This window comes from uncultured Gemella sp. (genome assembly GCF_963529685.1).
Classification (GTDB): domain Bacteria; phylum Bacillota; class Bacilli; order Staphylococcales; family Gemellaceae; genus Gemella.
On the sequence record NZ_CAUSAI010000029.1, the window covers coordinates 1 to 21,646 of the forward strand.

At 29.9% G+C, this 21,646-nt stretch carries 21 protein-coding genes, 2 tRNA genes and 1 other RNA gene; 3 read left to right on the top strand and 21 right to left on the bottom strand.

The genetic code is table 11. The features are described 5' to 3' along the window. The 5 genes from rlmD to RWS90_RS05380 form a co-directional block, all read right to left on the bottom strand. A partial coding sequence (rlmD, locus tag RWS90_RS05360; RefSeq protein ID WP_314549347.1) for a 23S rRNA (uracil(1939)-C(5))-methyltransferase RlmD occupies window positions 1-991 on the bottom strand: 991 nt, incomplete at its 3' end. 90 nt (window positions 992-1,081) lie between these two features. Continuing rightward, window positions 1,082-1,528 carry an ACT domain-containing protein gene (locus tag RWS90_RS05365; protein ID WP_314549348.1) on the bottom strand — a complete coding sequence of 149 codons (447 nt, stop codon included), beginning with the start codon at window positions 1,526-1,528 and terminating at the stop codon, window positions 1,082-1,084. Window positions 1,529-1,540: 12 nt separating this feature from the next. Beyond that, window positions 1,541-2,845, bottom strand: a complete 1,305-nt coding sequence (gene obgE, locus RWS90_RS05370) for a GTPase ObgE (RefSeq protein ID WP_314549349.1) — start codon at window positions 2,843-2,845, stop codon at window positions 1,541-1,543. Window positions 2,846-3,024: 179 nt separating this feature from the next. After that, window positions 3,025-3,098 (bottom strand) — tRNA-Asn (locus RWS90_RS05375). A gap of 20 nt (window positions 3,099-3,118) precedes the next feature. Then, window positions 3,119-3,192: transfer RNA gene (locus RWS90_RS05380), tRNA-Gly, on the bottom strand. Window positions 3,193-3,830: 638 nt separating this feature from the next. On the opposite strand from RWS90_RS05380, the gene RWS90_RS05385 reads away from it, so the two are divergent. Next, window positions 3,831-4,586, top strand: coding sequence for a type II toxin-antitoxin system PemK/MazF family toxin (locus RWS90_RS05385; protein ID WP_314549351.1), 756 nt, complete (start codon window positions 3,831-3,833; stop codon window positions 4,584-4,586). A gap of 205 nt (window positions 4,587-4,791) precedes the next feature. Here RWS90_RS05385 and rpmG read toward each other — a convergent pair whose 3' ends face one another. Both rpmG and fsa read right to left on the bottom strand, forming a co-directional pair. Continuing rightward, complete coding sequence (gene rpmG / locus RWS90_RS05390; RefSeq protein WP_003145675.1) at window positions 4,792-4,941, bottom strand: 50S ribosomal protein L33; 150 nt, start codon at window positions 4,939-4,941, stop codon at window positions 4,792-4,794. Between the two features lie 156 nt (window positions 4,942-5,097). Next, window positions 5,098-5,751, bottom strand: a complete 654-nt coding sequence (gene fsa, locus RWS90_RS05395; RefSeq protein ID WP_314549353.1) for a fructose-6-phosphate aldolase — start codon at window positions 5,749-5,751, stop codon at window positions 5,098-5,100. 146 nt (window positions 5,752-5,897) lie between these two features. Between fsa and RWS90_RS05400 the strand changes: the two genes are divergently transcribed. Further along, a complete protein-coding gene (locus RWS90_RS05400) occupies window positions 5,898-6,257 on the top strand; it encodes a hypothetical protein (RefSeq protein WP_314549355.1) in 360 nt (119 codons plus the stop codon). A 105-nt stretch (window positions 6,258-6,362) separates the two neighbouring features. Here the strand turns inward: RWS90_RS05400 and RWS90_RS05405 are convergent, their stop codons facing one another. The 14 genes from RWS90_RS05405 to pepT form a co-directional block, all read right to left on the bottom strand. Continuing rightward, a complete protein-coding gene (locus RWS90_RS05405) occupies window positions 6,363-7,205 on the bottom strand; it encodes a DegV family protein (protein WP_314549357.1) in 843 nt (280 codons plus the stop codon). Window positions 7,206-7,223: 18 nt separating this feature from the next. Beyond that, window positions 7,224-7,652, bottom strand: a complete 429-nt coding sequence (locus RWS90_RS05410; protein WP_314549358.1) for a DUF1836 domain-containing protein — start codon at window positions 7,650-7,652, stop codon at window positions 7,224-7,226. A 127-nt stretch (window positions 7,653-7,779) separates the two neighbouring features. Continuing rightward, a complete protein-coding gene (locus RWS90_RS05415; RefSeq protein WP_314549360.1) occupies window positions 7,780-9,141 on the bottom strand; it encodes an MATE family efflux transporter in 1,362 nt (453 codons plus the stop codon). Between the two features lie 83 nt (window positions 9,142-9,224). Beyond that, window positions 9,225-9,489, bottom strand: an RNA gene (ffs, locus tag RWS90_RS05420) — signal recognition particle sRNA large type. Between the two features lie 131 nt (window positions 9,490-9,620). Continuing rightward, window positions 9,621-9,881, bottom strand: a complete 261-nt coding sequence (locus RWS90_RS05425) for a hypothetical protein (RefSeq protein ID WP_314549363.1) — start codon at window positions 9,879-9,881, stop codon at window positions 9,621-9,623. A gap of 51 nt (window positions 9,882-9,932) precedes the next feature. Then, window positions 9,933-10,382 carry a threonine/serine exporter family protein gene (locus RWS90_RS05430; RefSeq protein ID WP_314549364.1) on the bottom strand — a complete coding sequence of 150 codons (450 nt, stop codon included), beginning with the start codon at window positions 10,380-10,382 and terminating at the stop codon, window positions 9,933-9,935. Window positions 10,383-10,392: 10 nt separating this feature from the next. After that, window positions 10,393-11,163, bottom strand: a complete 771-nt coding sequence (locus RWS90_RS05435) for a threonine/serine exporter family protein (RefSeq protein WP_314549367.1) — start codon at window positions 11,161-11,163, stop codon at window positions 10,393-10,395. Between the two features lie 27 nt (window positions 11,164-11,190). Beyond that, a complete protein-coding gene (locus RWS90_RS05440; RefSeq protein WP_314549369.1) occupies window positions 11,191-11,871 on the bottom strand; it encodes a tRNA (adenine(22)-N(1))-methyltransferase TrmK in 681 nt (226 codons plus the stop codon). An 18-nt stretch (window positions 11,872-11,889) separates the two neighbouring features. Next, entirely contained in the window at window positions 11,890-13,098 is a 1,209-nt protein-coding gene (locus RWS90_RS05445) for a DNA polymerase IV (protein WP_314549371.1), read from the bottom strand. Window positions 13,099-13,210: 112 nt separating this feature from the next. Continuing rightward, window positions 13,211-15,067, bottom strand: a complete 1,857-nt coding sequence (locus RWS90_RS05450) for a ribonuclease J (protein ID WP_314549374.1) — start codon at window positions 15,065-15,067, stop codon at window positions 13,211-13,213. After that, window positions 15,060-15,836, bottom strand: a complete 777-nt coding sequence (locus tag RWS90_RS05455) for a ribonuclease HII (RefSeq protein ID WP_314549376.1) — start codon at window positions 15,834-15,836, stop codon at window positions 15,060-15,062. The genes RWS90_RS05450 and RWS90_RS05455 overlap by 8 nt, the downstream gene beginning before the upstream one ends. Next, on the bottom strand, window positions 15,826-16,704 hold the full coding sequence (ylqF, locus tag RWS90_RS05460; RefSeq protein WP_314549379.1) for a ribosome biogenesis GTPase YlqF: 879 nt from the start codon (window positions 16,702-16,704) through the stop codon (window positions 15,826-15,828). The genes RWS90_RS05455 and ylqF overlap by 11 nt, the downstream gene beginning before the upstream one ends. A 415-nt stretch (window positions 16,705-17,119) precedes the next feature. Then, on the bottom strand, window positions 17,120-19,111 hold the full coding sequence (gene metG / locus RWS90_RS05465) for a methionine--tRNA ligase (protein ID WP_314549382.1): 1,992 nt from the start codon (window positions 19,109-19,111) through the stop codon (window positions 17,120-17,122). Window positions 19,112-19,564: 453 nt separating this feature from the next. Next, complete coding sequence (pepT, locus tag RWS90_RS05470; RefSeq protein WP_314549384.1) at window positions 19,565-20,791, bottom strand: peptidase T; 1,227 nt, start codon at window positions 20,789-20,791, stop codon at window positions 19,565-19,567. A gap of 220 nt (window positions 20,792-21,011) precedes the next feature. On the opposite strand from pepT, the gene RWS90_RS05475 reads away from it, so the two are divergent. Beyond that, window positions 21,012-21,512 (top strand): acyl-CoA thioesterase, encoded by a 501-nt coding sequence (locus RWS90_RS05475; protein ID WP_314549386.1) that lies wholly within the window; start codon window positions 21,012-21,014, stop codon window positions 21,510-21,512. Window positions 21,513-21,646: the final 134 nt, after the last annotated feature.

Genomic DNA, 21,646 nt, shown 5'->3' on the forward strand with positions numbered 1-21,646 from the left:
CTTCTACTATTTCAATACCGTATACTTTCTTAACTTTCTTCGCTGCGAATAGACTGATTGTTCCAATACCACAGTAAGCATCGATTATCGTATCAGTTTCTTTTAATTCTGCAAGTTCCAACGCTTTACTATATAATACTTCTGTTTGAACTGGATTTACTTGATAAAATGAACGAAGTGAAATCTTAAATTCTATTCCGTCTAATGTGTCGGTTATATAATCCTTACCAAAAAGATTTTCAGTTTTATCACCAAAGATTACATTTGTCTTCTTATCGTTAATATTTAGCATAATGCTAACAATTCTATCATCTAATTTAGATATTTTTTCAACGAATTCATCTAGTTTATTAAACTTCTCCTTCGCTACAATACCTACCATGATTTCACTTTTCAGGGTATTTGTTCTGAACATAATATGTCTAATAGCACCTGAGTGATTGTTTTCATCATAAACAGATAAGTTAAGCTCTGAGATTAGACTACGTAATTTGTTCATTAATACATTGTGTTCATCATATTGAATAAAACATTTCTCTATATTAACAACATCATGGCTTCGTGGTTTATAATACCCCATCTTAACTTCGCCATTAACTTTTTGTACTGGAATCACAGACTTATTACGATAATGATATCCGTCTTCCATTCCTAGCGTATTTAAAACTTCAATAGAATCTTTACCAAGTGTTTTATCCATAACATTTTGAACTTTTTTCTTCTTAAACTTCAATTGCTCTTCATAGTTCATATGAACTAAATTTGCCCCTGAAGTCTTCGGAATTCCATCTACTCTATTTTTAGAACTTTTAATAATGTTAAGAACTTTTCCGTAACCAAGATTTTTCTTTAATTTAATTATCTTAAACTCGATTACTTCACCTTCTATAACATCTTCAATAAAAATTGGAAAATTATCAATTTTAACTACACCAAGACCATCGTGGGTATAATCTATAACCTTCCCTTCGAATACATCATTTTTTTGCATAATTCACCTTTCTAAAATAAAAGGAGAACAAGCATAGGAAACTGACTTCCCTACCCTGTTCTCCTACATTTCATCTTTATTAAACTATCTCTACATGCTTAACCCAATTACTTTAATTGAATTAACAAACTCGAGATCTTTAATTCGTTTATTTAATTTTTCTATATTTATATCACCCGAACTAAGCTCTAAAGAAATAATTATCGTAGCTTTTGCGTTTATCGGCACCGTTTGATGAATAGTAAGTACACTGCACTTGGCTTCATTAACAACCGATAAAATTTTACCCAATATTCCTGGAATATCATCAACATCTATAGATAACGATAGAATTGATTGTCTTTTCACATCTTGAATCGGAAAAATTGTATCTTTATACTTATAAAATGCACTTCTACTTAAATCAAATCTCTTCGAAGCTTCTAAAATTGATAACTTTGAATCATCTTCTAAAGCTTTTTTCATAGCTAATGTTTTTTTTACAGCTTCTGGTAATACATCTTCTCTAATTATATAATAAACTTTTTCTTTATCCACAGTGGTTATCTCCTACTCTACGAATTCAAACTCACCTTTAAGAATTTTAACCGTATCACCGTTTTTACATCCTCTTTCACGTAAAGCATCATCTACACCCATAGAACGCATTTGTTGAGCAAAACGTCTAACAGAAGCATCACGGTTGAAATCAGTCATTAAGAAAGCACGTTCAATACCAGGTCCACTTACTACATAAGCCCCTGTATCATCACGAGTAATCTTGAATGTCTCATCCTTAGGTTTATGTTTATAAAGAACTCTATTTTCCATACTTTCTTCTTCAGTATCAAGTTCATATAACATATTTGGATCTGTATTATCTAGTATATCACTTATTTTATAAAGTAAGTTATCGATATTACTACGTGTAAATGCAGAGATTTCAACGATATCTACTTCTTCACCATCATTTTCTAAGTGTTTTTTAAATTCTTTAAGATTGTCACTAGCTACTGGAATATCCATCTTATTAGCTACAACTACTTGAGGTCTTTCTAAAAGTCTCATATTGTACTCAGCTAACTCTTGATTAATAATTTTATAATCTTCATATGGATCACGACCATCAGTTGCAGACATGTCTACTACGTGTGCAATAACCTTTGTTCTTTCAATGTGACGTAAGAACTGATGTCCAAGTCCTACTCCATGACTAGCACCTTCGATTAATCCTGGAAGATCAGCCATAACAAAACTTCTGTGATCTTTTGTTTCTACAACTCCAAGATTTGGCGCTAATGTTGTAAAGTGATAATCAGCAATTTTTGGTTTTGCTTTTGATGTTATCGATAATAATGTTGATTTACCAACAGAAGGGAATCCAACAAGACCTACATCCGCCATAAGTTTTAATTCTAATGTAAGATTTCTTTCTTCTCCCGGTTCACCATTTTCAGCAATTTCTGGCGCAGGGTTTGAAGGTGTTGCGAAACGACAGTTTCCACGTCCTCCACGTCCTCCACGAGCTACTACTACTTCTTGCTCATGTTCTACTAAGTCTGCTAATACTTCTCCAGTATCAGTATCACGAATTACAGTTCCTGGTGGCACTTTTAAGTATAAATCTTTTGACTTTCTACCGTGCATACCTTTACTCATTCCGTTCTCACCATTAGGCGCTACGAATTTCTTCTGATAACGGTAATCCATGAAAGTTCTTAGGCCTTCATCAACGATGAATACAACGTTCGCTCCACGTCCACCGTCTCCACCAGCTGGTCCACCTTTTGGAACATACTTCTCTCTTCTAAATGCTACTAATCCATTCCCACCATCACCTGATCGGACGAATATTTTTACCTCATCTAAAAACATAAAAATCTCCTATAAAATTCTCTTTATTTTCTTAAACTTCAACTTTTAAACTATATAAAATTCAACTCGATAAAAGTTCATATACCATGAACTATTATAACATAATTTTTCCTACGATAATAATATTTAGCGAGATTTTAAACAAAAAAATATACGGCTGCATACACAGCCGTACTTTACTCCACAGGCAGGACTCGAACCTGCGACCCTCTGATTAACAGTCAGATGCTACTACCAACTGAGCTACTGTGGAAAAATCTCTAAATAAAAAAATGGAGCGGGTGATGAGAATCGAACTCACAACATCAGTTTGGAAGACTGAGGTTTTACCACTAAACTACACCCGCATAAATACTTGTTATTAACTTATGTACTAATTATATAATACATATTGTAGTTTGTCAACAACTTTTTTAATTTTTTTAAAATTTCTTTTGTTTTTCTAATTTTGTTAGCTTTACTAAAGAATTCTTTTGAAAATCAAGAAATATCTGTAGGAAAAATAATATTATCTTTATTGGATAATATATAGTATAATATTTTTCCTTTCATTTGTAAAGGTATTTTACAAAAATTTCTAAAATTTATTCTAATTTTATAAGTCAAAAGATAATGGACTATAGTCAAGTTTATCTTGTTTAATCTCATCTTGTAAAACCTCTTTAACTAAATTACGAATTTCTTTTGTAAGTTCTTGTTAAAATTCCTTACTGAACATATTATCACTTAATATATAGTAAGTCAATTAACATTTTTTATAATTTCAGATACTCGTATTACTTTATATTTTATTTTCTCTATTTTATAAGATATAATATACTTGAAATAAATCAATAAAAGTCTGTTAATAAGTTAAAATTATTAATAGTAAAAAATGTAATTGTAGAAAATATTAGCTGAATTTTTATGTAATATACTAAAAAGTAATAAATCAGATTATTAAGTTTTCCTCAATCTATTTATCATTATATTAGGGAGTATTATTATGGACAAAGAACGATTAGAAGAAAGAAATATTGAGCAATTAGAAGAATCGACAGAAAAGATAAAAAATATAACAAAAAAAAATCCAAATCACTTTAAAACTAAAAGATTAGGATCTAGTATGGGGAATTATGCCACACAACTTGAAAGGGACGTTCTAGGAAAAAGAAGACGAAACTTGGTTTTCCCACAAGGTACTTTAGTATATGTTGATTTTGGTATAAATTATGGTTCTGAATTTTCTTCTTACCATTATGCAATAACACTAAACAAAAATGATAGTAAGAAAGATAATACAATTACTGTTGTTCCCTTAACTTCTAAAGAGGGAAAACAAAATATAAAATTAACTGCTGGTATTTCTAGGGGATTAGCTTCACTGACATTAGATTATCTTGAAGAACAAATTAAATTAAATGATAAAAATATGAACAAAATTGAATCAGATTTAAATAAATTAGAAGAAAGGGAAAGAAATGGAGAACCATTTACTGAAGATTTACATCAACTAAAAACTTTTTATCAAAAAGTACTATTAGAAAGAAATATAGTGGAAAATGCAAAAGATAGAGTAAAAAAGTACATTAAAGATTTCGATAAAGATACATATATAAAGATAGATGCTATTACTACTATAGACAAAAATAAAATTTTCAAGCGTAAGGATAATTTAGACCCCTTAACAAAAGTTAGAGTTAATGATGACATAATAAAAATTATAGAAAACGGTATTAAAAATCTATTTTTTAATACCTAAAATTTGACTTTCATCCCTATTTATAATACAATATAATTACTAACATAGATACTTAATTGTATCTATCGCAAATCATAACTAGAGCTGAATGCTCTCATCCGTCAGTATTAATTTATTGGCGGTTTTTTGTATGGCATTCAAATGGTATTCAAGTAGAAAAACAAAAAGCCTTAAACGTTGATACTTTAAGGCTTCTCTAACTTTATTATTTAGTTTCTCTGTGTAAAGTCACTTTTTTTAATCTTGGACAGTATTTTTTAAGTTCAATACGGTCTGGATTATTTCTTTTGTTCTTTTTAGTAATGTAGTTTCTATCACCACATTCTGTACAAGCTAATGTTACATTTACGCGCATTAATATAACCTCCTATAAAATTTAATCTTAACAACTTTTTCATACAACAAAATATATTATAACATTACTTTATAAATATTTCTAGTATAAAATACAATTTTTTAAAAAATTTTTTAAAAGAGATATATTTTTTTGACTACAAAACTAGTTTATTTTCTATTCACCAAATACTTTATAATAATCTTGCTTAAATTTTTCAATTCCTATGTCTGTTAAAGGATGTTTAATCATTTGCTTAATTACACTATAAGGAACAGTAGCAATATCACATCCTAATTTAGCACATTCCACAACATGAATTGGATTTCTTACACTCGCTGCTATAATTTGCGTATCAATATCATTATTGGCAAAGATCTCAACTATTTCTTCTATTAACAGCAACCCATTACTTGCAATATCATCTAATCTTCCTAAAAATGGTGATACATATGTTGCTCCTGCTCTTGCTGCAAGAAGTGCTTGAGTTGGACTGAAAATTAATGTAACGTTAGTTTTAATCCCCTCTTTTTTCAGCACATTAACAGCTTTTAAACCATCTTCTGTCATAGGTATTTTTACTACCATATTAGGATGAATCTTCGCTATTTCCCTTGCTTCAGCTATCATATCTTGCCAATCAGTAGTAGTTGCTTTTACTTCCCCACTAATAGGGCCATTAACTATTGCTGTAATTTCCTTGATTACCTCAGTAAAATCTCTCCCCTCTTTTGCAATTAAAGATGGATTTGTAGTAACCCCGCAAATTACACCTAAATCATTAGCACTTCTAATATCTTCTACATTTGCTGTATCGATAAAAAATTTCATTATTTTGTTCCCCTCTCATTTGTTGCTACATTTATAATATCACACTTTGAAAGTGATTTCAATTCTGCGGTGTATCACTTATATATTTGTTTATTGTTTTTTAGCTCAATATATGATAGAATAACACTATAATTAGGAGGCAGATGATGAAGAAATTTTTAGAAAAAGTACCATATTTAATTTTTTCTTTCTTTTTATTTATAATACTCCCTCTGTGTTCTTATTTTATATCAAATAGATCAGGTATGATAATATTGCTTTTAATTATTTTATACCCAGTTATTAGTTTTCTAATCTCATTTTTATATGCATATAACAAAGAAGACTTTAGCTATATTTTCTCATTTATTATAGGAATTTTTTACATTATATCTTGTTTAATTATTTTAAACTTCGATATTCTTATATATGGTTTAGGATATATATTCTTCAGCCTTTGTGGTCAAGGGACTGGTTTTTTAATTGGGAAATTTCGAAAACATAAAAAAAGAGCTAAACAGAGTTAGTTAAATTTTAAAAAGAGAAGGAGTTTTTACATAATGTAAATAACTTCTTCTCTTTTATTATCTCTAAATACCATAATTTCATATGATACTATTAAGATTTATTTCCTATATTTCGTATCCTAAAAGCATTCCACCTTCTTCTCCATAAAAACTACAGATACCAGAAGTAGGAACAATCATAAACTCTATATTTGAGAACTTTTCTTTTAATTTATCTTGGATTTTTTTGCAAATATCTTCATTGTTTCTATGAGTGACAACAACTCTACCACCTTTATAGCCCGCTTTAATCATTTCATCTACTACTGTAGAAACAGCTTTTTTCTCACCACGAACTTTGTGAAGTAAATGCAACGTTCCTTCATCACTTGCTTCACCAACCATGCGCATATTTAATAACCCTACAACAGCCGCAGCAAGTTTATTTAATCGACCATTTTTTACCAAATTATCAACTTTTTCTAGTACGAAAATAAGTTTAGAATTTTCTTGATATTTCCTCATTTCAGAGACTACTTCATCAAAAGATAACCCCTCTTTTATTAGCTCATTTATCTTAAGAAGGTATAAATCATTTTCTCCACCTGCAGAAAGAGTATCAATGATATGAATATTAACATCTTCATTTTCTTCTTTTAGCATCTTTTCACCAATAATAGCACTATTATAACTTCCAGACATTGCTCCAGTTAAAGTAAGTACTATAACATTTTTCGCCCCTCTATAAGCAGCTAAATACGCCTCTGGACTAGGACATGCTGATCTTGCTGATTCTGAACTAGCATACATTTCTTCCATCATTTTATCAATATCTAAGTCTAATGTATCAACAAAAACTTTATCTTCAATTTGTAATGAGAACGGAACTCTCTCATAAGTAACATTTTCTGCCTTGTTAGGAATTTCTCTAAAATCGCAAGCAGTATCAACTACAATCTTCCACTCCATAATATACCTCCAAGCATTTTATACTATTTTTTCTACTAAATCATGTGTCTTCTTATACAATCTCACAGTATCACAAGCTGAAACTATTACTTCTGGTAATCCTTCTCTTTTTTCCTCATTCATACACATTACGAAGTTGTTATACATTGTTTCAGAACTTTCTTCAATAGTCAAACTATTAATTGTTTTACTAATTTCTTGGATAGAAAAAACATTTTTCAAACATGTAATAACTATTAATCTTGCTAATTGTCTTCGATTATATTTTTTCTTAATCGGTTTATCTAAATGACCATTTTTAACATAATTGTTAATCATCGCTGCAGTTAATCCCTTATCATCATCTATAATAAAAGAACTATCTAATTGATTAACATACAGTAAAACTTGGTCTAAATATAAATCAATATTAGGTAATTCTGACCATTTTGGATATACTCTGTTCAAATACTTACCTCCTTATAATCTAGTTTTAATAATCACATTATATAGTTTTTTAAAACAATAGTCAAGTGCTTATACAAGTATAAAAAAAGATTTTACAGTATTTAGTCATACCGCAAAACCTTTTTTATTAATTAGCTAAATTTATTTTTTTCTTAATCCCTCTTCTCATATATAAATAATAGAATAATACACCTAATGCATAAACAGCAAGTCCAATTATCCAACCTATCCATAATCCTTCTATGCCAATTCCCATTTTAAAAACAAAATAATATGCACAAGGAATTCCAACTAGATAATAACCAACAAACATAACCACACATATTGGTACTACTTTTTTGTATCCACGTAATACACCTGCTAATGCTGATGCGAATGAATCGCAAATTGCAAAGCCTATCGCAAATAAAAGTAAATGAGCTGTTAAATTAATAACCCCACTATCATTACTATATAAATATGGAATTTTTTTATCAAATAATAGTACTATTATACCTGCAATTGATGAAGAACACATACCTAGTATGACACTAAGTACTGTATAATACTTTGCCATTTTAAAATCTTTCGCCCCTACATGATAAGCTATAATTATAGTCGCAGCATTGGCCACACTTACTGGTAAAGTATATAAGAATCCAGAAAAATTAAGTGCCGCCTGATGCGAAGCTATAACTGTAGTGTCAAAACGTGAAACCATAAGAGATAATGTAGAAAATACCACAGTTTCTAAAGCCGTAGCTAAAGCAATAGGGATACCTAATTTAAATATTTCCTTCCAATATTTAAATTTTACCCTTTCTCTTTCAAAAATCTTATATTTATTAATTTTCGGATGTTTTAAAGTTAAAAATAAAGCAATGAAAAACAATACCGTATAGGTCACTGATACCGCAATAGCATTTCCCGCTCCACCAAGTTCAGGCATACCAAACTTACCAAAAATGAAACTATATGTGAAAAATACATTTATAGGTACTGATATAATCATCATTATCATAGATAATTTAGTTAATCCTAAACTATCTATAAATGAACGTAAAACTACATATAAGAAGATTGAAAGTACTCCAAAACTTTCGTAAAACAGATATTTTTTTGTTATTTCTGCTATGCTACTATCCATACCTAATCGATCAACAATCGGTGTGGCCAGTGTATTTAATCCAATAACAAGGATAATACTTATTATTACCGCTATATAAAGAAACTGTCTAACAACTGTAGGAATATCTTCTTCTTTATTTTTTCCTATTAATTGTGAAACTATTGGAATTAATGCTAAAACAATCGCATTTAAAGTATACATAATTGGATTCCAAATATTAACACCCATGCTTACCCCAGCAAGATCCGTAGAACTATAATGTCCTGCCATAAACGTTCCAATCATTCCTGATGAATACGAAATTACTTGATAAACTAAAACAGGCAACAATAAATTAATAAATATACCTGCACGTTCAGAAAAGTTTTTCCCTTGATACATATGTTCTCTCCTTTATATATTTTTTCTTTTTCACACAAAAAAATCCAAAAGTTTATTACTTTTAGATATCATCGATTTATACTATATGCAACCGAGACTTGAATAGATTAAAAAACCGTTAGTCTAATCGACAACTCAACCTCAACAAAAACTCACACCCACAATAAACTCACTTAATGCTGCTTCCTTCCGGACCTGACATGGTTCATAAGTATTGCGTCGTAAGGTGCCTTAGTCTCAACATTACGTGTTAAACTCGACATTCCCTATTCTACCCGCATCTCGGTATTCGGTCTTGCTAAAGCGGATTGCAAGTACAGGGCACCGCTAACTCCCCACCTAGCATTCATTAATTATATCAAATTTAAAAATAAAAAGCAAGAGATTAATGACAAACTCCAAATCACTAAACTCATCACTTATCTTTATGTACTTTCCACACACAGTCTAATAAATGATATTTTGAAGTTTATTGCTGTTTATTTTCTAATATTAGTTAATTCATCAATTTCTAATATACATTCACTTTCACTAATAACTAAACAAGGTATACCGATTTTCATATTACCTCTTATTCCTTCAAATTGTGAATATGTATCTCTAACATATAAGAATTCTTTAAAATTTCTCAACGAAGACATAACCTCTACTTCTTTGTATGTTATTTCTAATTCTGACAACTTTTCTTTAAATGGTGCTGTATCTGGACAACTTTCTGCAAAGTATAGTATATATTCCATAATACTACTTACCTCCTTTTATAAATTTCCAATACCTCTATTATAGCATTTTTATCTTTTTCTTTGAATTTTTACCCTCTGAATTGATGCTGAAAATACAGAAGCTAATAGTATCCCCATTGCAATTGCACCAGCTTGAAGAATCGTCTCAATGCCGACTTTTGAAGCTACTCCATAATTTTTAGTTACAATATTTTGCATAGTATTATACATTCCATAACCTGGAACCAAAGGAACCATACCTGTATAAATAAATATCGTAGCCGGCAGTCTCAAAATTCTAGAAGCATTGGTAGAAAGAATACCTACACAAACCGCTCCTAAAAAACTACTTACCACCACATCTGTCAATAACAAATTAGTTACCACTTGAACTAGCCAACCTATAGCACCAATAAACCCACAAGTAAACAAAGATTTTTTAGGTGCATTAAAAAAAATCGCAAAAGCTATACTAACTACAAAGCCCGCTATAAACTGTATAAAAACACTGTTTTCCATAATTCTCTCCTTACACCAATTTTAATCCCATAACAACACCAAGAGCAATAGCAGTCGACACAAAAATTGCCGCTTGAATACCAATCATTCCAGATAAATAATCACCTGCCATAAAGTCACGAACTGCATTTGTAACCTGAACCCCAGGTACAAGGGGCATTAAACTGACTATAATAATGCTAAAAGGATTATAAATTAAAAAGAACTTATTCAATACCATAACCAACACAGTAGCTATAAATGCCCCTAAAAAATTACTCACAAAAGATGTGAGTTTATATTTTGCAGTTAGAATTAAGAAAACTGCCTGCACCGCCATAATAAAAAATGAATATAAACTATCCTTGAATGTTCCTCCAAACATAATTGCAAAAAATGGTGCTGATAAAGTTAAAGCAATAATCACCGAAGCTGTTGAATATCTTCTTCTATTCTTTATTTCTTTCATTTTTTTAAATGCATAATCTAACGTACAACCACCCATCACCATTTTTCTAGATATATCATTCAAAAGTGCAATTTTTTCTAAATCACGGTCCCCTAAAACAACTCTACGCATCGCAGTATAAGTGTTATCATCATAAACAAATGAAACAATAACGAAATTATACGTAACTAAACTATTAGCAGCCTTAATATTATCAAATGATTTATAAATTCTATTTACTGTATCTTCTACCCTATACACCTCTGCACCATAAGCTAACATACTCTTCGCTATTTTTACACTAAAATTCAATAATTTTTTAGCTTCACTTTCATCATGTAGAGATTGCAACATACCTTTCCCTCCTTTTGAAATAAAATATTAAGAAATAATTTCTAATATTTTGGCATATTTATTTTTAAATTCAAAAACCTTGTTCTCTTGAACTTCATTTGCTTTTTCTAATTGATTTAAAATATATTCAATCTTTGATAGTTCTTGTTTTTGTTTTTTTATAAACAATTCATTTTTTTCTATCATCAAGTACTTTCCAAAATTAATTTCATCCTCTGATAAACTCATCTCACCTGGCTTTGCAACGATGATTTCATAAATATGCCCATCTTCTTCAATAATGTTCTCTGCTGTTATTTTATATCCTAATTGTTGTAATTTTTCTCTAACAAAGTTCTCTCCAACATTAGGCTGCAATACTAAATTTGGTTTATTAGCAAGTTTCTCTTTTCCTTTTTCTAGTATATCTGCAATTAACTTTCCACCCATACCACAAATTGTAATCACTTCAATGTTATCACTTAGTTCAATTGCATCCAGACCTGCCGCCTTACGACAATCTATAGTTCCCACCAAGCCCTCTTCTTTAACATTTTTTATAGATACTTTATGCGGACCTTCAACTATCTCCCCAGCGACTGCATAATCAATTTTATCCTTTTTAGCTAAATAAATAGGTAAATATGCATGATCACTACCAATATCTGCTAATCTTCTATTTTCTACATACTCAGCCACTAATTGTAATCTTTTATTAATTGCTAACATCTTATCTCCTTCTTTATTTTAGTCTAAAAAATCTTTACTAAAACTTGTCGTAATTACTGTCTTCCCTCTGTTATCAAAACTCTCAAAATCAGTTATTATGTTATCCCCAAATTCAGCTTTTAATTTTTTAGAAAGTTTTCTAAATTTCTCTTCTTCTTTATAATCTTTTTTGTCAAAAATATCGAGTTGAACTTTTAATTCTTTAGATTTTTTAATATCATTCAATGATACTCCTAAAAGCCTAACTCCTCGACTGAAATCATAATGTTCAAGCAAAAGTTCCCATGCATAATTAAAAATATCATTCTCACTAGAAATAAATTCTGGAATCTTCTTAGATCTAGTAATTGTCTTAAAATCACTAAATCTAACCATTATCGAAACATTATTTCCTACATAGTTACGAGATTGAACTCTCGAACTGACTTTCTGACTCAATTTTTTGATTTCTTTTAGTATATCGTCTTCATCTATTAAATCACTAGAAAATGTTTTTGAATTTCCAATAGATTTTCTATCAACTGTATATTTTAGCTCATTATTTCCTTCTCCATTTGCTTTATTCTTAAGTCTTAAACCTTGAACACCTAATAGACTATGAAGAATTACCTCATTGGCTTCTGCAATATCACCAATTGTGTTTATCCCTATTTTTTTCAATTTTTTAGTAGAAGCTTTCCCACAACCATGCATTTCTCCTATATCCAAATCCCAAAGAATATCTTTATAGTTTTTTTTATTTACAATGGAAAAACCAAGTGGCTTTTTTAAATTAGATCCCATTTTCGCAAAAAATTTATTAAAGGAAACACCTACTGAAGAAGGCATACCTAATTGCTTATAAATCCTTCTTTGGATAGTAGCTATCACTTTTATAGGCTCTGAAAAATCACTCAAATCTATATATGCCTCATCAACAGAAACTATCTCAATTTTATCCGTATATTCTCGTACTAAATCAAAAATCAACTTAGATTCTTGTTGATATTTAGGCATATCAGGGCGAAGAATTTTTATATTAGGACAAATTTTCCTAGCATCACCTACACGCATTGTTGTTTTTATCCCTAATTTTCTAGCTTCATAATTAGAAGTTACTATTATTCCATGTCTCGTTTTCACTTCTCCTGCTATTGCTAAAGGTTTTCCTTTTAGTTCAGGGTTATATTTTTCTTCTACGCTAGCATAAAAGCAATTCATATCGATATGAGCAATAACTTTTGACATTTTTCCACCCCTTTAAAATAGACTAAAAACGGGAACAACAAGGGTAATTCAAATAAAATCTGACCGCAGTATTTGAACTGTCCCTATATTAAATTCCCGTTACATTTCATCACTAAACTAATGAAAAGTTAATTATTATTATTGGTTTTCTCTTAGTATTATCATATAGTAAGCTTGAAAGCATACTTCTAATCTCAGCTTTTACTGCCGCACACTCTCTAATACTCTTAATTGGGTTGTTTTCTAAATACTCAATTACTTTTTCTTCCGCTTCTTTAATTAGTTCCATACTCTTCTTAACATAGACAAAACCTTTAGTTTGAATAACCGGTCTTCCTACTAGAGTTTTCTCTTTCTTACTAATTGCATATGAAGCGACGAAGATTCCATCATTTGATAATAGTTTTCTATCTTTTAATACACTATCTTCTACATCCCCAATACCACGTCCATCAACCAGTATATTTCCAATTGGTACGTTATTTTGTAATGTTTTAGATTTATTACCACTTAACTCTAAAGTAGTTCCTTTAGCTAAGATATGAATGTTCTCAGCAACTACCCCAGTCTCTGCTGCGATTTCAGCATGTTTGCGAAGATTTCTAAATTCTCCTTGAACTGGAATAAAGTGTTTTGGCATAAGCATATTTAACATCATTTTCAACTCTTCTTTTGTTGCATGGCTAGCAGCGTGAAGACGTTTAGAAGCTGTCACTACATTCGCCCCAAGTTTAACTAATAAGTTGAGAGTTTGGAATAACATCACTTCCATATTTGGTGAAGGTGTAGCTGCAATCATAATAGTATCTCCTGATTCGATTTGAATACCATCTATTTTCTTCTCAGCAATATTTTTCATAGCTTCTATCGGTTCACCTTGATCACCTGAAGAAAGAATACATACTTCATTTTGTGGATAGTTTTTTAACTCGTCAATAGAAATTAAATTACTATCTTCAATTTGTAAATAATTCATATTTCTAGCAGTATTAATAGAGGCTTCAATAGCTTGACCTAAAAGTAAAATCTTTCTATTTTGTGCTAATGCAGCTCTTACTATATGAGAAATTGTTAAAAAGTTAGACGCATAACACGTAACTATAATACGTTTATTAGCTTGATAAAATGCATTATCGATTTGTTCTGCCGCTTCATTCTCAGGAACATTATAACCTTTAACATTGGCATTACTTGAGTCACTTAATAAAGCAAGAACACCTTTTTGACCTAATGTACTAATTTTTACGATATCAGACTTATATCCTTTACTTACTGATTGATCAAATTTAAACTCACCAGTATATACAATATTCCCTTGACTTGTTTCAATACAAATACCTAAAGAGTCTGGCATTGAGTATGTAGTCTTGAAGAATGTTACACTTGCATTGTTGAAATCATACTTATTATTATCTTTTACATAATAAAACTTAATTCTTCTTTTAATACCTAGTTGTTTAAGATGATTTTTTAATAAATCAATAGTTAACTTAGAACCATAAACTGGACATTTTAATTTATCTATAATATATGGCACAGCTCCCATTGAACTCACATGTCCATTAGATAAAAATATACCTTTAATTTTTTGTCTATTACGTACTAAATAACTAATATCAGGTATAACTGCATCAATACCAATCATCTCTGTTTCAGGGAACATCAACCCTGCATCAAGAACATAAATCTCGTCCCCAATTTCAACCATGTACATGTTTTTTGCTACTTCTTCTACTCCTCCTAATGGAGTTATACGAATCTTAGCTAACTTTTTAGATTTATTTGGTTGAATTTTAGCTTTATTTGTATTATTTATATTTTTAGCTACTTGTTTTTTATTTCTTTGTTCTTTAGTTACAACTTTATTTGTATTTGTAGATTTATTATTTTTCTTACTTAACTGAGCATTACTTTTTTTATTATTTTTTTGTATATTTCTAGCAATACTTATTCCATTATTATTACTCATTTTTTCCTCCTTGTATCATTGATTTTATTGGCTCAAAGTCTCTTCTATGAATTGGTGTAACACCATGTACTTTTAAACCGTCTAAATGTTTTTTTGTTCCATACCCAGCATTATTTTCAAAATCATAATACGGATATTTTTTTGCATATTCTTTCATTAAATTATCTCGATAAACCTTAGCAATCACTGAAGCTGCTGCAATAGAAACACTTTTTTCATCACCTTTTACCATACTAAAATTCGGTATCGGATAATTCTCAAATGGCATAGCATCTATAAGTAAGAAATCTGGTTTAACCTCTAACTTTTCCACTGCCCTTTGCATCGCAATACGAGCCGCATTATAAATATTGTATTTTTCTATTTCAATATTATCAACTTCACAAACTGCATATGCTACCGCCTCTTTTTTTATCTGTTCATATAATTCTTCACGTTTTTTCTCTGATAATTTTTTTGAATCATTTAATCCTTCGAAATAGCTATCTTGTTTTAAAATTACCGCTGCGGCTACTACTGGTCCTGCAAGTGGTCCTCTTCCTACCTCATCTATTCCGCAAATATACTTACACCCATTATTATAACATTTATTTTCATAAAATGATTTTTTTTCATACTCTTTTTTATAAAAAAGTTTTTTTTCTTGTTTTTTAGTGTAGCTTACAAGTAATTTCTGAACTCCACTTCTTTCATCTTTTTTTAACTCAGTTAATATTTCTTCGGAAATATTTTCCTGGTTTAAGAGTTCTTTTACCTCACTAATTTTCATCTTGTTCCTCTTTTTTCAATAAATCACTGTAATTATCTAGTGTAATAAGTCCGAATTTTTGTGTTCTAAAATCTTGAATCAACAACTTAATTGTCGAATCGTAGTCATAGTCGCCACCAATTTTTTTGAATCTCTTTTCAGCTACTTTTTCCATGATAGTTACATTTTCATCATCACTAGTAACATTTATTTTATATAAATTATTTAAATTTTCTATGTAATTATACTTTAATAGTTCTATTAAGTATAAACTAACATCATCAAGTGGCGTAATATCATCCTTTATAGAACCAATTAGGCTTAATTTTTTCCCAATTTCTTGATTATCAAACTTAGGCATAAGAATACCCGGTGTATCTAATAATTCTATATCTTTATTTAGCTTCAACCACTGTTGTTTTTTAGTAACACCCGGTTTATTAGCTGTATTAGCTACATTTTTCTTAATTAGTTTATTGATAAATGTTGATTTTCCAACGTTAGGGACACCTATTACCATTGATCTAATCGCTCTTGGTTTTATTCCTTTAGCTACTTGACGTGCTATTTTTTCTGCAAGTTCTTCTTTAGCTTTATCGATAACTTTATTCAGATTATTACTATTTTTTGCATCAGTATAAACTACAGTATAACCTTTACTTTCAAAATAACTTTTCCACTTAGCCGTCTCAGCCTTATCACACAAATCAATCTTATTAAATATAATTATTTTTTTCTTATCTTTTACTACTTCATCTAAGTACATATTATGTGAAGAAAGTGGGCAACGTGCATCTACTAATTCAAAAACTATATCTACTAATTTTAGCTTTTCTTTCACTTCTCTTGTTGCCTTAGCCATATGGCCTGGAAACCATTGAATAACCATAAATTTAACTCCTCGTCTTTATATTTTACTTTTATTTCATAAAAAAACATTCCCTATTATTTTACCACATTTTAAACAATTTTAAACGTAATATGGTTATTTTCTAAAGTAAAATTATTATATGTTAAATAACTAGGCAAACCTCACACAAAAGAAAAAACGAAATTAAAATTACGAGCAAACTCCTAGGAGTAAGCGCCTGTGAGTAAACGACATAATACCAAAAAACTAAAAAGGGAGTGACTCAAAAATCGTGATTTCGTAGGAATCGATTTTGTCGAGTCACTCCCGCATAGTTTATTAGATATCTAAAAACCTTTCATAAAGCGAATTTAGATATCAATAAACCACTGCGTCTATGAGTTATCATATACACTTTTTTAAAATTTAGGACTTTTGGGTCAGCCCCTTTTTATTATCTTATTTCTGCTCCGTTAGGAATATCAGCATTAATTTCTACTACTCGTAAAATACCATCTTTTTCTGCTGATAAAATCATTCCTTCACTTAATTCTCCACACAGTTTAACTGGTTTTAAATTAGCTACAACTGCAACTTTTTTACCAATAAGTTCTGCTGGATCATAGTATTTGGCAATACCAGAAACTATTTGTCTTTGATGATTTCCTAAATCAAGTTTGAATTTTAATAATTTAGAACTTTTCTTAACTTTTTCACATTCTAAGACTTGTGCAACTCTTAAAGATATTTCAAAGAATTTATCTATTGTGATTTCTTCAGCAAGTTCAACATATGTATCATCTTTTGATTCAGTTTCTAGATTCGCAAGTGCTTTAGGAGACATTTGTTCTTTAATATATTCTACTTCCACTTCTTTATCAAATCTTGGGAAGATTGGAGTTGCTCTTTCTACTACTTTCACAGATCCATCAAATACACCAAATGTTTTAGCTGATTCAAAAACTAATAAATCTTCTTTAATCCCTAATTGTTTAGCAATTTCCGCTGGTGCTTTTGTTAAAGCAGGAGAAATTAAGATAGTAGCTATACGAAGGCTTTCAGCTAAATAGTTCATTACTTTATCTAATTCAGGTTGATTAGCTTCATCTTTAGCTAAAATCCATGGAGTAGTTTGATCAATATATTTATTTGTTCTAGAAATAAACTTCCATACTGATTCTAAAGCTTTTGAAAATTGCATATTTTCCATATATTCTGCATACTCCGCAATAACTTCTTTTGATAAGTCAACCAATTCTTTATCAAATTCAGTAGTTGGTTCAACAAATTTTGGAATTACCCCGCTACAATACTTATTAATCATAGAAATAGTTCTGTTTAATAAATTTCCTAAATCGTTTGATAGATCTGAGTTAATTCTATCAATAAAACTTTCAGGTGTGAAAATTCCATCTTGCCCAAATGGAACTTCACGTAGTAAGTAATAACGTGCTGAATCTAATCCATAACGCTCTATTAACATATATGGATCTACTACATTCCCCTTAGACTTACTCATCTTACCGTCTTTCATAAGTAACCAACCATGAGCGAAAACTTTCTTAGGTAACGGTAAATCTAATGCCATAAGTAATATCGGCCAATATATCACGTGGAAACGTACGATTTCCTTACCTACTACTTGCACATCTGCTGGCCAATATTTATTAAATAGTTCTTCACTCTCACCTGTTGCATAACCTAAAGCTGTAATATAGTTAACTAAGGCATCAATCCAAACATATACAACATGTTTAGGATTAGATTTTACTTTTACTCCCCAATCAAATGTTGTACGAGTAACAGCTAAATCTTCTAATCCCGGTTTGATGAAGTTATTTAGCATTTCATTTTTTCTACTTTCAGGTAAAATGAATTCCGGATGTTCATCATAGTATTTTACTAATCTATCCGCATATTTACTCATTTTAAAGAAATAACATTCTTCACTAACAAGTTTTACTTCATTTCCACTTGGTGCAATACCACCAATCATATTACCTTCTTCATCTCTGAATACTTCTTGAAGCTGTGTTTCAGTGAAATACTCTTCATCGCTAATAGAATACCAACCTTTATATTCTCCAAGATAAATATCACCTTTTTCTACTAATCTATCGAAAATTTCAGCTACTGCTTTTTCATGATAGTCGTCTGTAGTACGGATAAATTTACTATAATCTATATCCATAGCTTCCCATAATTTTTTAATATCCTTAATCATTTCATCAACATATGCTTGTTCAGAAATACCTTTTTCTTGAGCTTTTTGTTGAATTTTTTGACCGTGTTCGTCTGTACCTGTTAAAAAGTATGTATCATATCCGCTTAATTTTTTATATCTTGTTAAAGCATCACACGCTACTGTTGTATACGCATGCCCTATATGTAAGTTACCGCTTGGGTAATAAATAGGAGTTGTAACATAAAATGTTTTTTTTGTCATCTTACAACCATCCTCTCTTTCAATTTTTTAGTTAATATACATTACTATTGTACCATATATTTGAGGCTATTGCATGATTTTTTATCATTTTTTTCTAATTTCAAAATACTTTTATATGAAACAAAGGGGCTGATCTAAAAGTCCTAAATTTTAACAAGGTTTATATGAAAATTCATAGACGCAGTGGTTTATTGATATCTAAATTCGCTTTATAAAAGCTTTTTAGATATCTAATAAACTGTGCGGGGGTGACTCGACAAAATCGATTTCGAAATCACGATTTTTGAGTCACTCCCCAATAATTTTAATTATCAGTTAGTTTTATTTCCCAAATAACCGCTACAATAACTATCATATTTTCAAATAGTTATAACTCCAATACTTTTATAAGTATTAGAGTTATAAGTTATATTTCAAATTATTTTTATCTCTCACACCAAGGTGTGATTTTTTCTACTTTTTTGCTAGTTTAGCTATCTCCACTATTGTATCAGCTGCTTTTTTCATATGTTCTAAGCAACTGAATTCATATTGCCCATGGAAGTTTTCTCCACCGACAAAAATATTAGGAGTTGGTATTCCCATGTAAGAAATTTTAGAACCATCAGTTCCTCCACGTATTGGAATAATTAATGGTGTCACACCAACATTTTTAATAGCTTGTTCAGCTACATCAACGCAGCGTTTATCTTCTTTAATTACATCACCCATATTATAATATTGATCATATAATTCATATTCTACTACATTTCCATATTTTTCATTAATTTTAGCTGCAACTTCCTCTGCAAATTTTTTACGAGCCAAGAATTTTTCTTTGTCATGATCACGAATAATATAAACCATTTCAGCTTCTTCTATTCTAGCTTGCATATTATGTAGTAAGTAGAATCCTTCATACTCTTCAGTATGTTCAGGAACTTCTTTTTCTGGAAATAATGAAGCTAATTCAGCAGCAATCATATTTGCATTTTTCATTTTACCTTTTGCTGTACCAGGGTGTACACTTACACCAGTAATTTTATACGTAATTTGCGCAGCGTTGAAACTTTCATATTGAAGTTCTCCTAGAACTCCACCATCCATTGTATATGCATAGTCTGTAGCAAAGCCTTTCGCATCAAAATGATCAGCTCCACGTCCAATCTCTTCATCAGGCCCAAAAGCAATACGAATATCCCCGTGTTCTATTTCAGGGTGTTCACTTAAATATTTAATAGCTTCAACAATTTCCGTGATTCCAGCCTTATCATCAGCACCTAATAAAGTTGTTCCATCAGTTGTGATTAATGTAAGTCCCTTATAATTATTTAAATTAGGAAACTCTTCTTTTGTCATTACAATATTTAAATCTTTATTTAAAACAATGTCTTCTCCATCATAGTTTTCTATAACTTGTGGATTAATACCTTCAACATTAAAATCAGCTGTATCTACGTGAGAAATAAAACCTATTCTATCATAAGGCTTATCTGTGTTAGCTGGTAATGTTGCTGTTAAAAACCAATTTTCCTCGTTTAAAACTATATCGCTTAGATTCAGTTCTTCTAATTGACCTTTCAACATACGTAAAAAATCTTTTTGCTCTGGAGTAGACGGAATTGTCGTACTAGCAGCATTAGATCTTGATTTGAAATTAACATATCCTAAAAAACGTTCTAACATAGTTTCATATTTCATTATTCTTCACCTCATTTGTATTTTATTTTATTATAATATACTTTTTAACAAAATGTAAAGGTTATGCTACACTATTTTTTATATAAATATATGGGTATCTTTTTTCTATATATTATAAACAATCTTCTTAATAAAATTGTATTTTTATGTTACAATTACATATGTATTCTAATTTTATATTAGACATTAGTAAAATTAAATTTTAAGGAGAACTTTTTTCATGCAAGAAGTTATGAATTATAAAGATACTAGGATTGAAAACTTCCATACTATTTATCCTAACCATATGAACAGACATGACACATTATTCGGTGGACAAACTCTATACTGGCTTGATGATGTACAAGGTTTAGTAATACGTAGATATACACACCTACCCTTCTTTACTGCAAGTATTGATACATATCAATTTTTAGACGTTGTACATAGACACGAAGCATTAATTATTGATAGTTATATTTCTCGAGTTGGTACTAGAAGTGTTGAAATTTTTGCTGAGCTAAGTGCATTTAACCATGAAACAAGACATACTCGTTTAGTAGGTATTTGTTTTTCAACTTTCGCAATAAACAAAGATACTGTACTTGAGAAACCTTTACCTAAAGTTGAATATACTGATAAAATTTCAAAATTTGTTAGCTCTTCTTACGCAGATAGACAAAGCGGAAAATTAACAGCTAGACAATTCTGTAAAGAATATCTAAAATATTATAATAAATAAAGGAATATATCAAAAAATACTCAATTTTTAAATTCGATAGAAAATTATTAACTACCTTTAAATATTATTCTAATAAATGATGACCACCCCTGAAAAGGGGTGGTTTTCTCTGTGGGTATAACCCTTTGTTACTA

Coding starts and splice junctions, on each gene's coding strand:
- obgE (WP_314549349.1), bottom strand. CDS start 2,845: ATGTTTTTAGATGAGGTAAAAATATTCGTCCGATCAGGTGATGGTGGG.
- RWS90_RS05385 (WP_314549351.1), top strand. CDS start 3,831: ATGGACAAAGAACGATTAGAAGAAAGAAATATTGAGCAATTAGAAGAA.
- rpmG (WP_003145675.1), bottom strand. CDS start 4,941: ATGCGCGTAAATGTAACATTAGCTTGTACAGAATGTGGTGATAGAAAC.
- fsa (WP_314549353.1), bottom strand. CDS start 5,751: ATGAAATTTTTTATCGATACAGCAAATGTAGAAGATATTAGAAGTGCT.
- RWS90_RS05400 (WP_314549355.1), top strand. CDS start 5,898: ATGAAGAAATTTTTAGAAAAAGTACCATATTTAATTTTTTCTTTCTTT.
- RWS90_RS05405 (WP_314549357.1), bottom strand. CDS start 7,205: ATGGAGTGGAAGATTGTAGTTGATACTGCTTGCGATTTTAGAGAAATT.
- RWS90_RS05415 (WP_314549360.1), bottom strand. CDS start 9,141: ATGTATCAAGGGAAAAACTTTTCTGAACGTGCAGGTATATTTATTAAT.
- RWS90_RS05425 (WP_314549363.1), bottom strand. CDS start 9,881: ATGGAATATATACTATACTTTGCAGAAAGTTGTCCAGATACAGCACCA.
- RWS90_RS05430 (WP_314549364.1), bottom strand. CDS start 10,382: ATGGAAAACAGTGTTTTTATACAGTTTATAGCGGGCTTTGTAGTTAGT.
- RWS90_RS05435 (WP_314549367.1), bottom strand. CDS start 11,163: ATGTTGCAATCTCTACATGATGAAAGTGAAGCTAAAAAATTATTGAAT.
- RWS90_RS05440 (WP_314549369.1), bottom strand. CDS start 11,871: ATGTTAGCAATTAATAAAAGATTACAATTAGTGGCTGAGTATGTAGAA.
- RWS90_RS05445 (WP_314549371.1), bottom strand. CDS start 13,098: ATGTCAAAAGTTATTGCTCATATCGATATGAATTGCTTTTATGCTAGC.
- RWS90_RS05450 (WP_314549374.1), bottom strand. CDS start 15,067: ATGAGTAATAATAATGGAATAAGTATTGCTAGAAATATACAAAAAAAT.
- RWS90_RS05455 (WP_314549376.1), bottom strand. CDS start 15,836: ATGAAAATTAGTGAGGTAAAAGAACTCTTAAACCAGGAAAATATTTCC.
- ylqF (WP_314549379.1), bottom strand. CDS start 16,704: ATGGTTATTCAATGGTTTCCAGGCCATATGGCTAAGGCAACAAGAGAA.
- metG (WP_314549382.1), bottom strand. CDS start 19,111: ATGACAAAAAAAACATTTTATGTTACAACTCCTATTTATTACCCAAGC.
- pepT (WP_314549384.1), bottom strand. CDS start 20,791: ATGAAATATGAAACTATGTTAGAACGTTTTTTAGGATATGTTAATTTC.
- RWS90_RS05475 (WP_314549386.1), top strand. CDS start 21,012: ATGCAAGAAGTTATGAATTATAAAGATACTAGGATTGAAAACTTCCAT.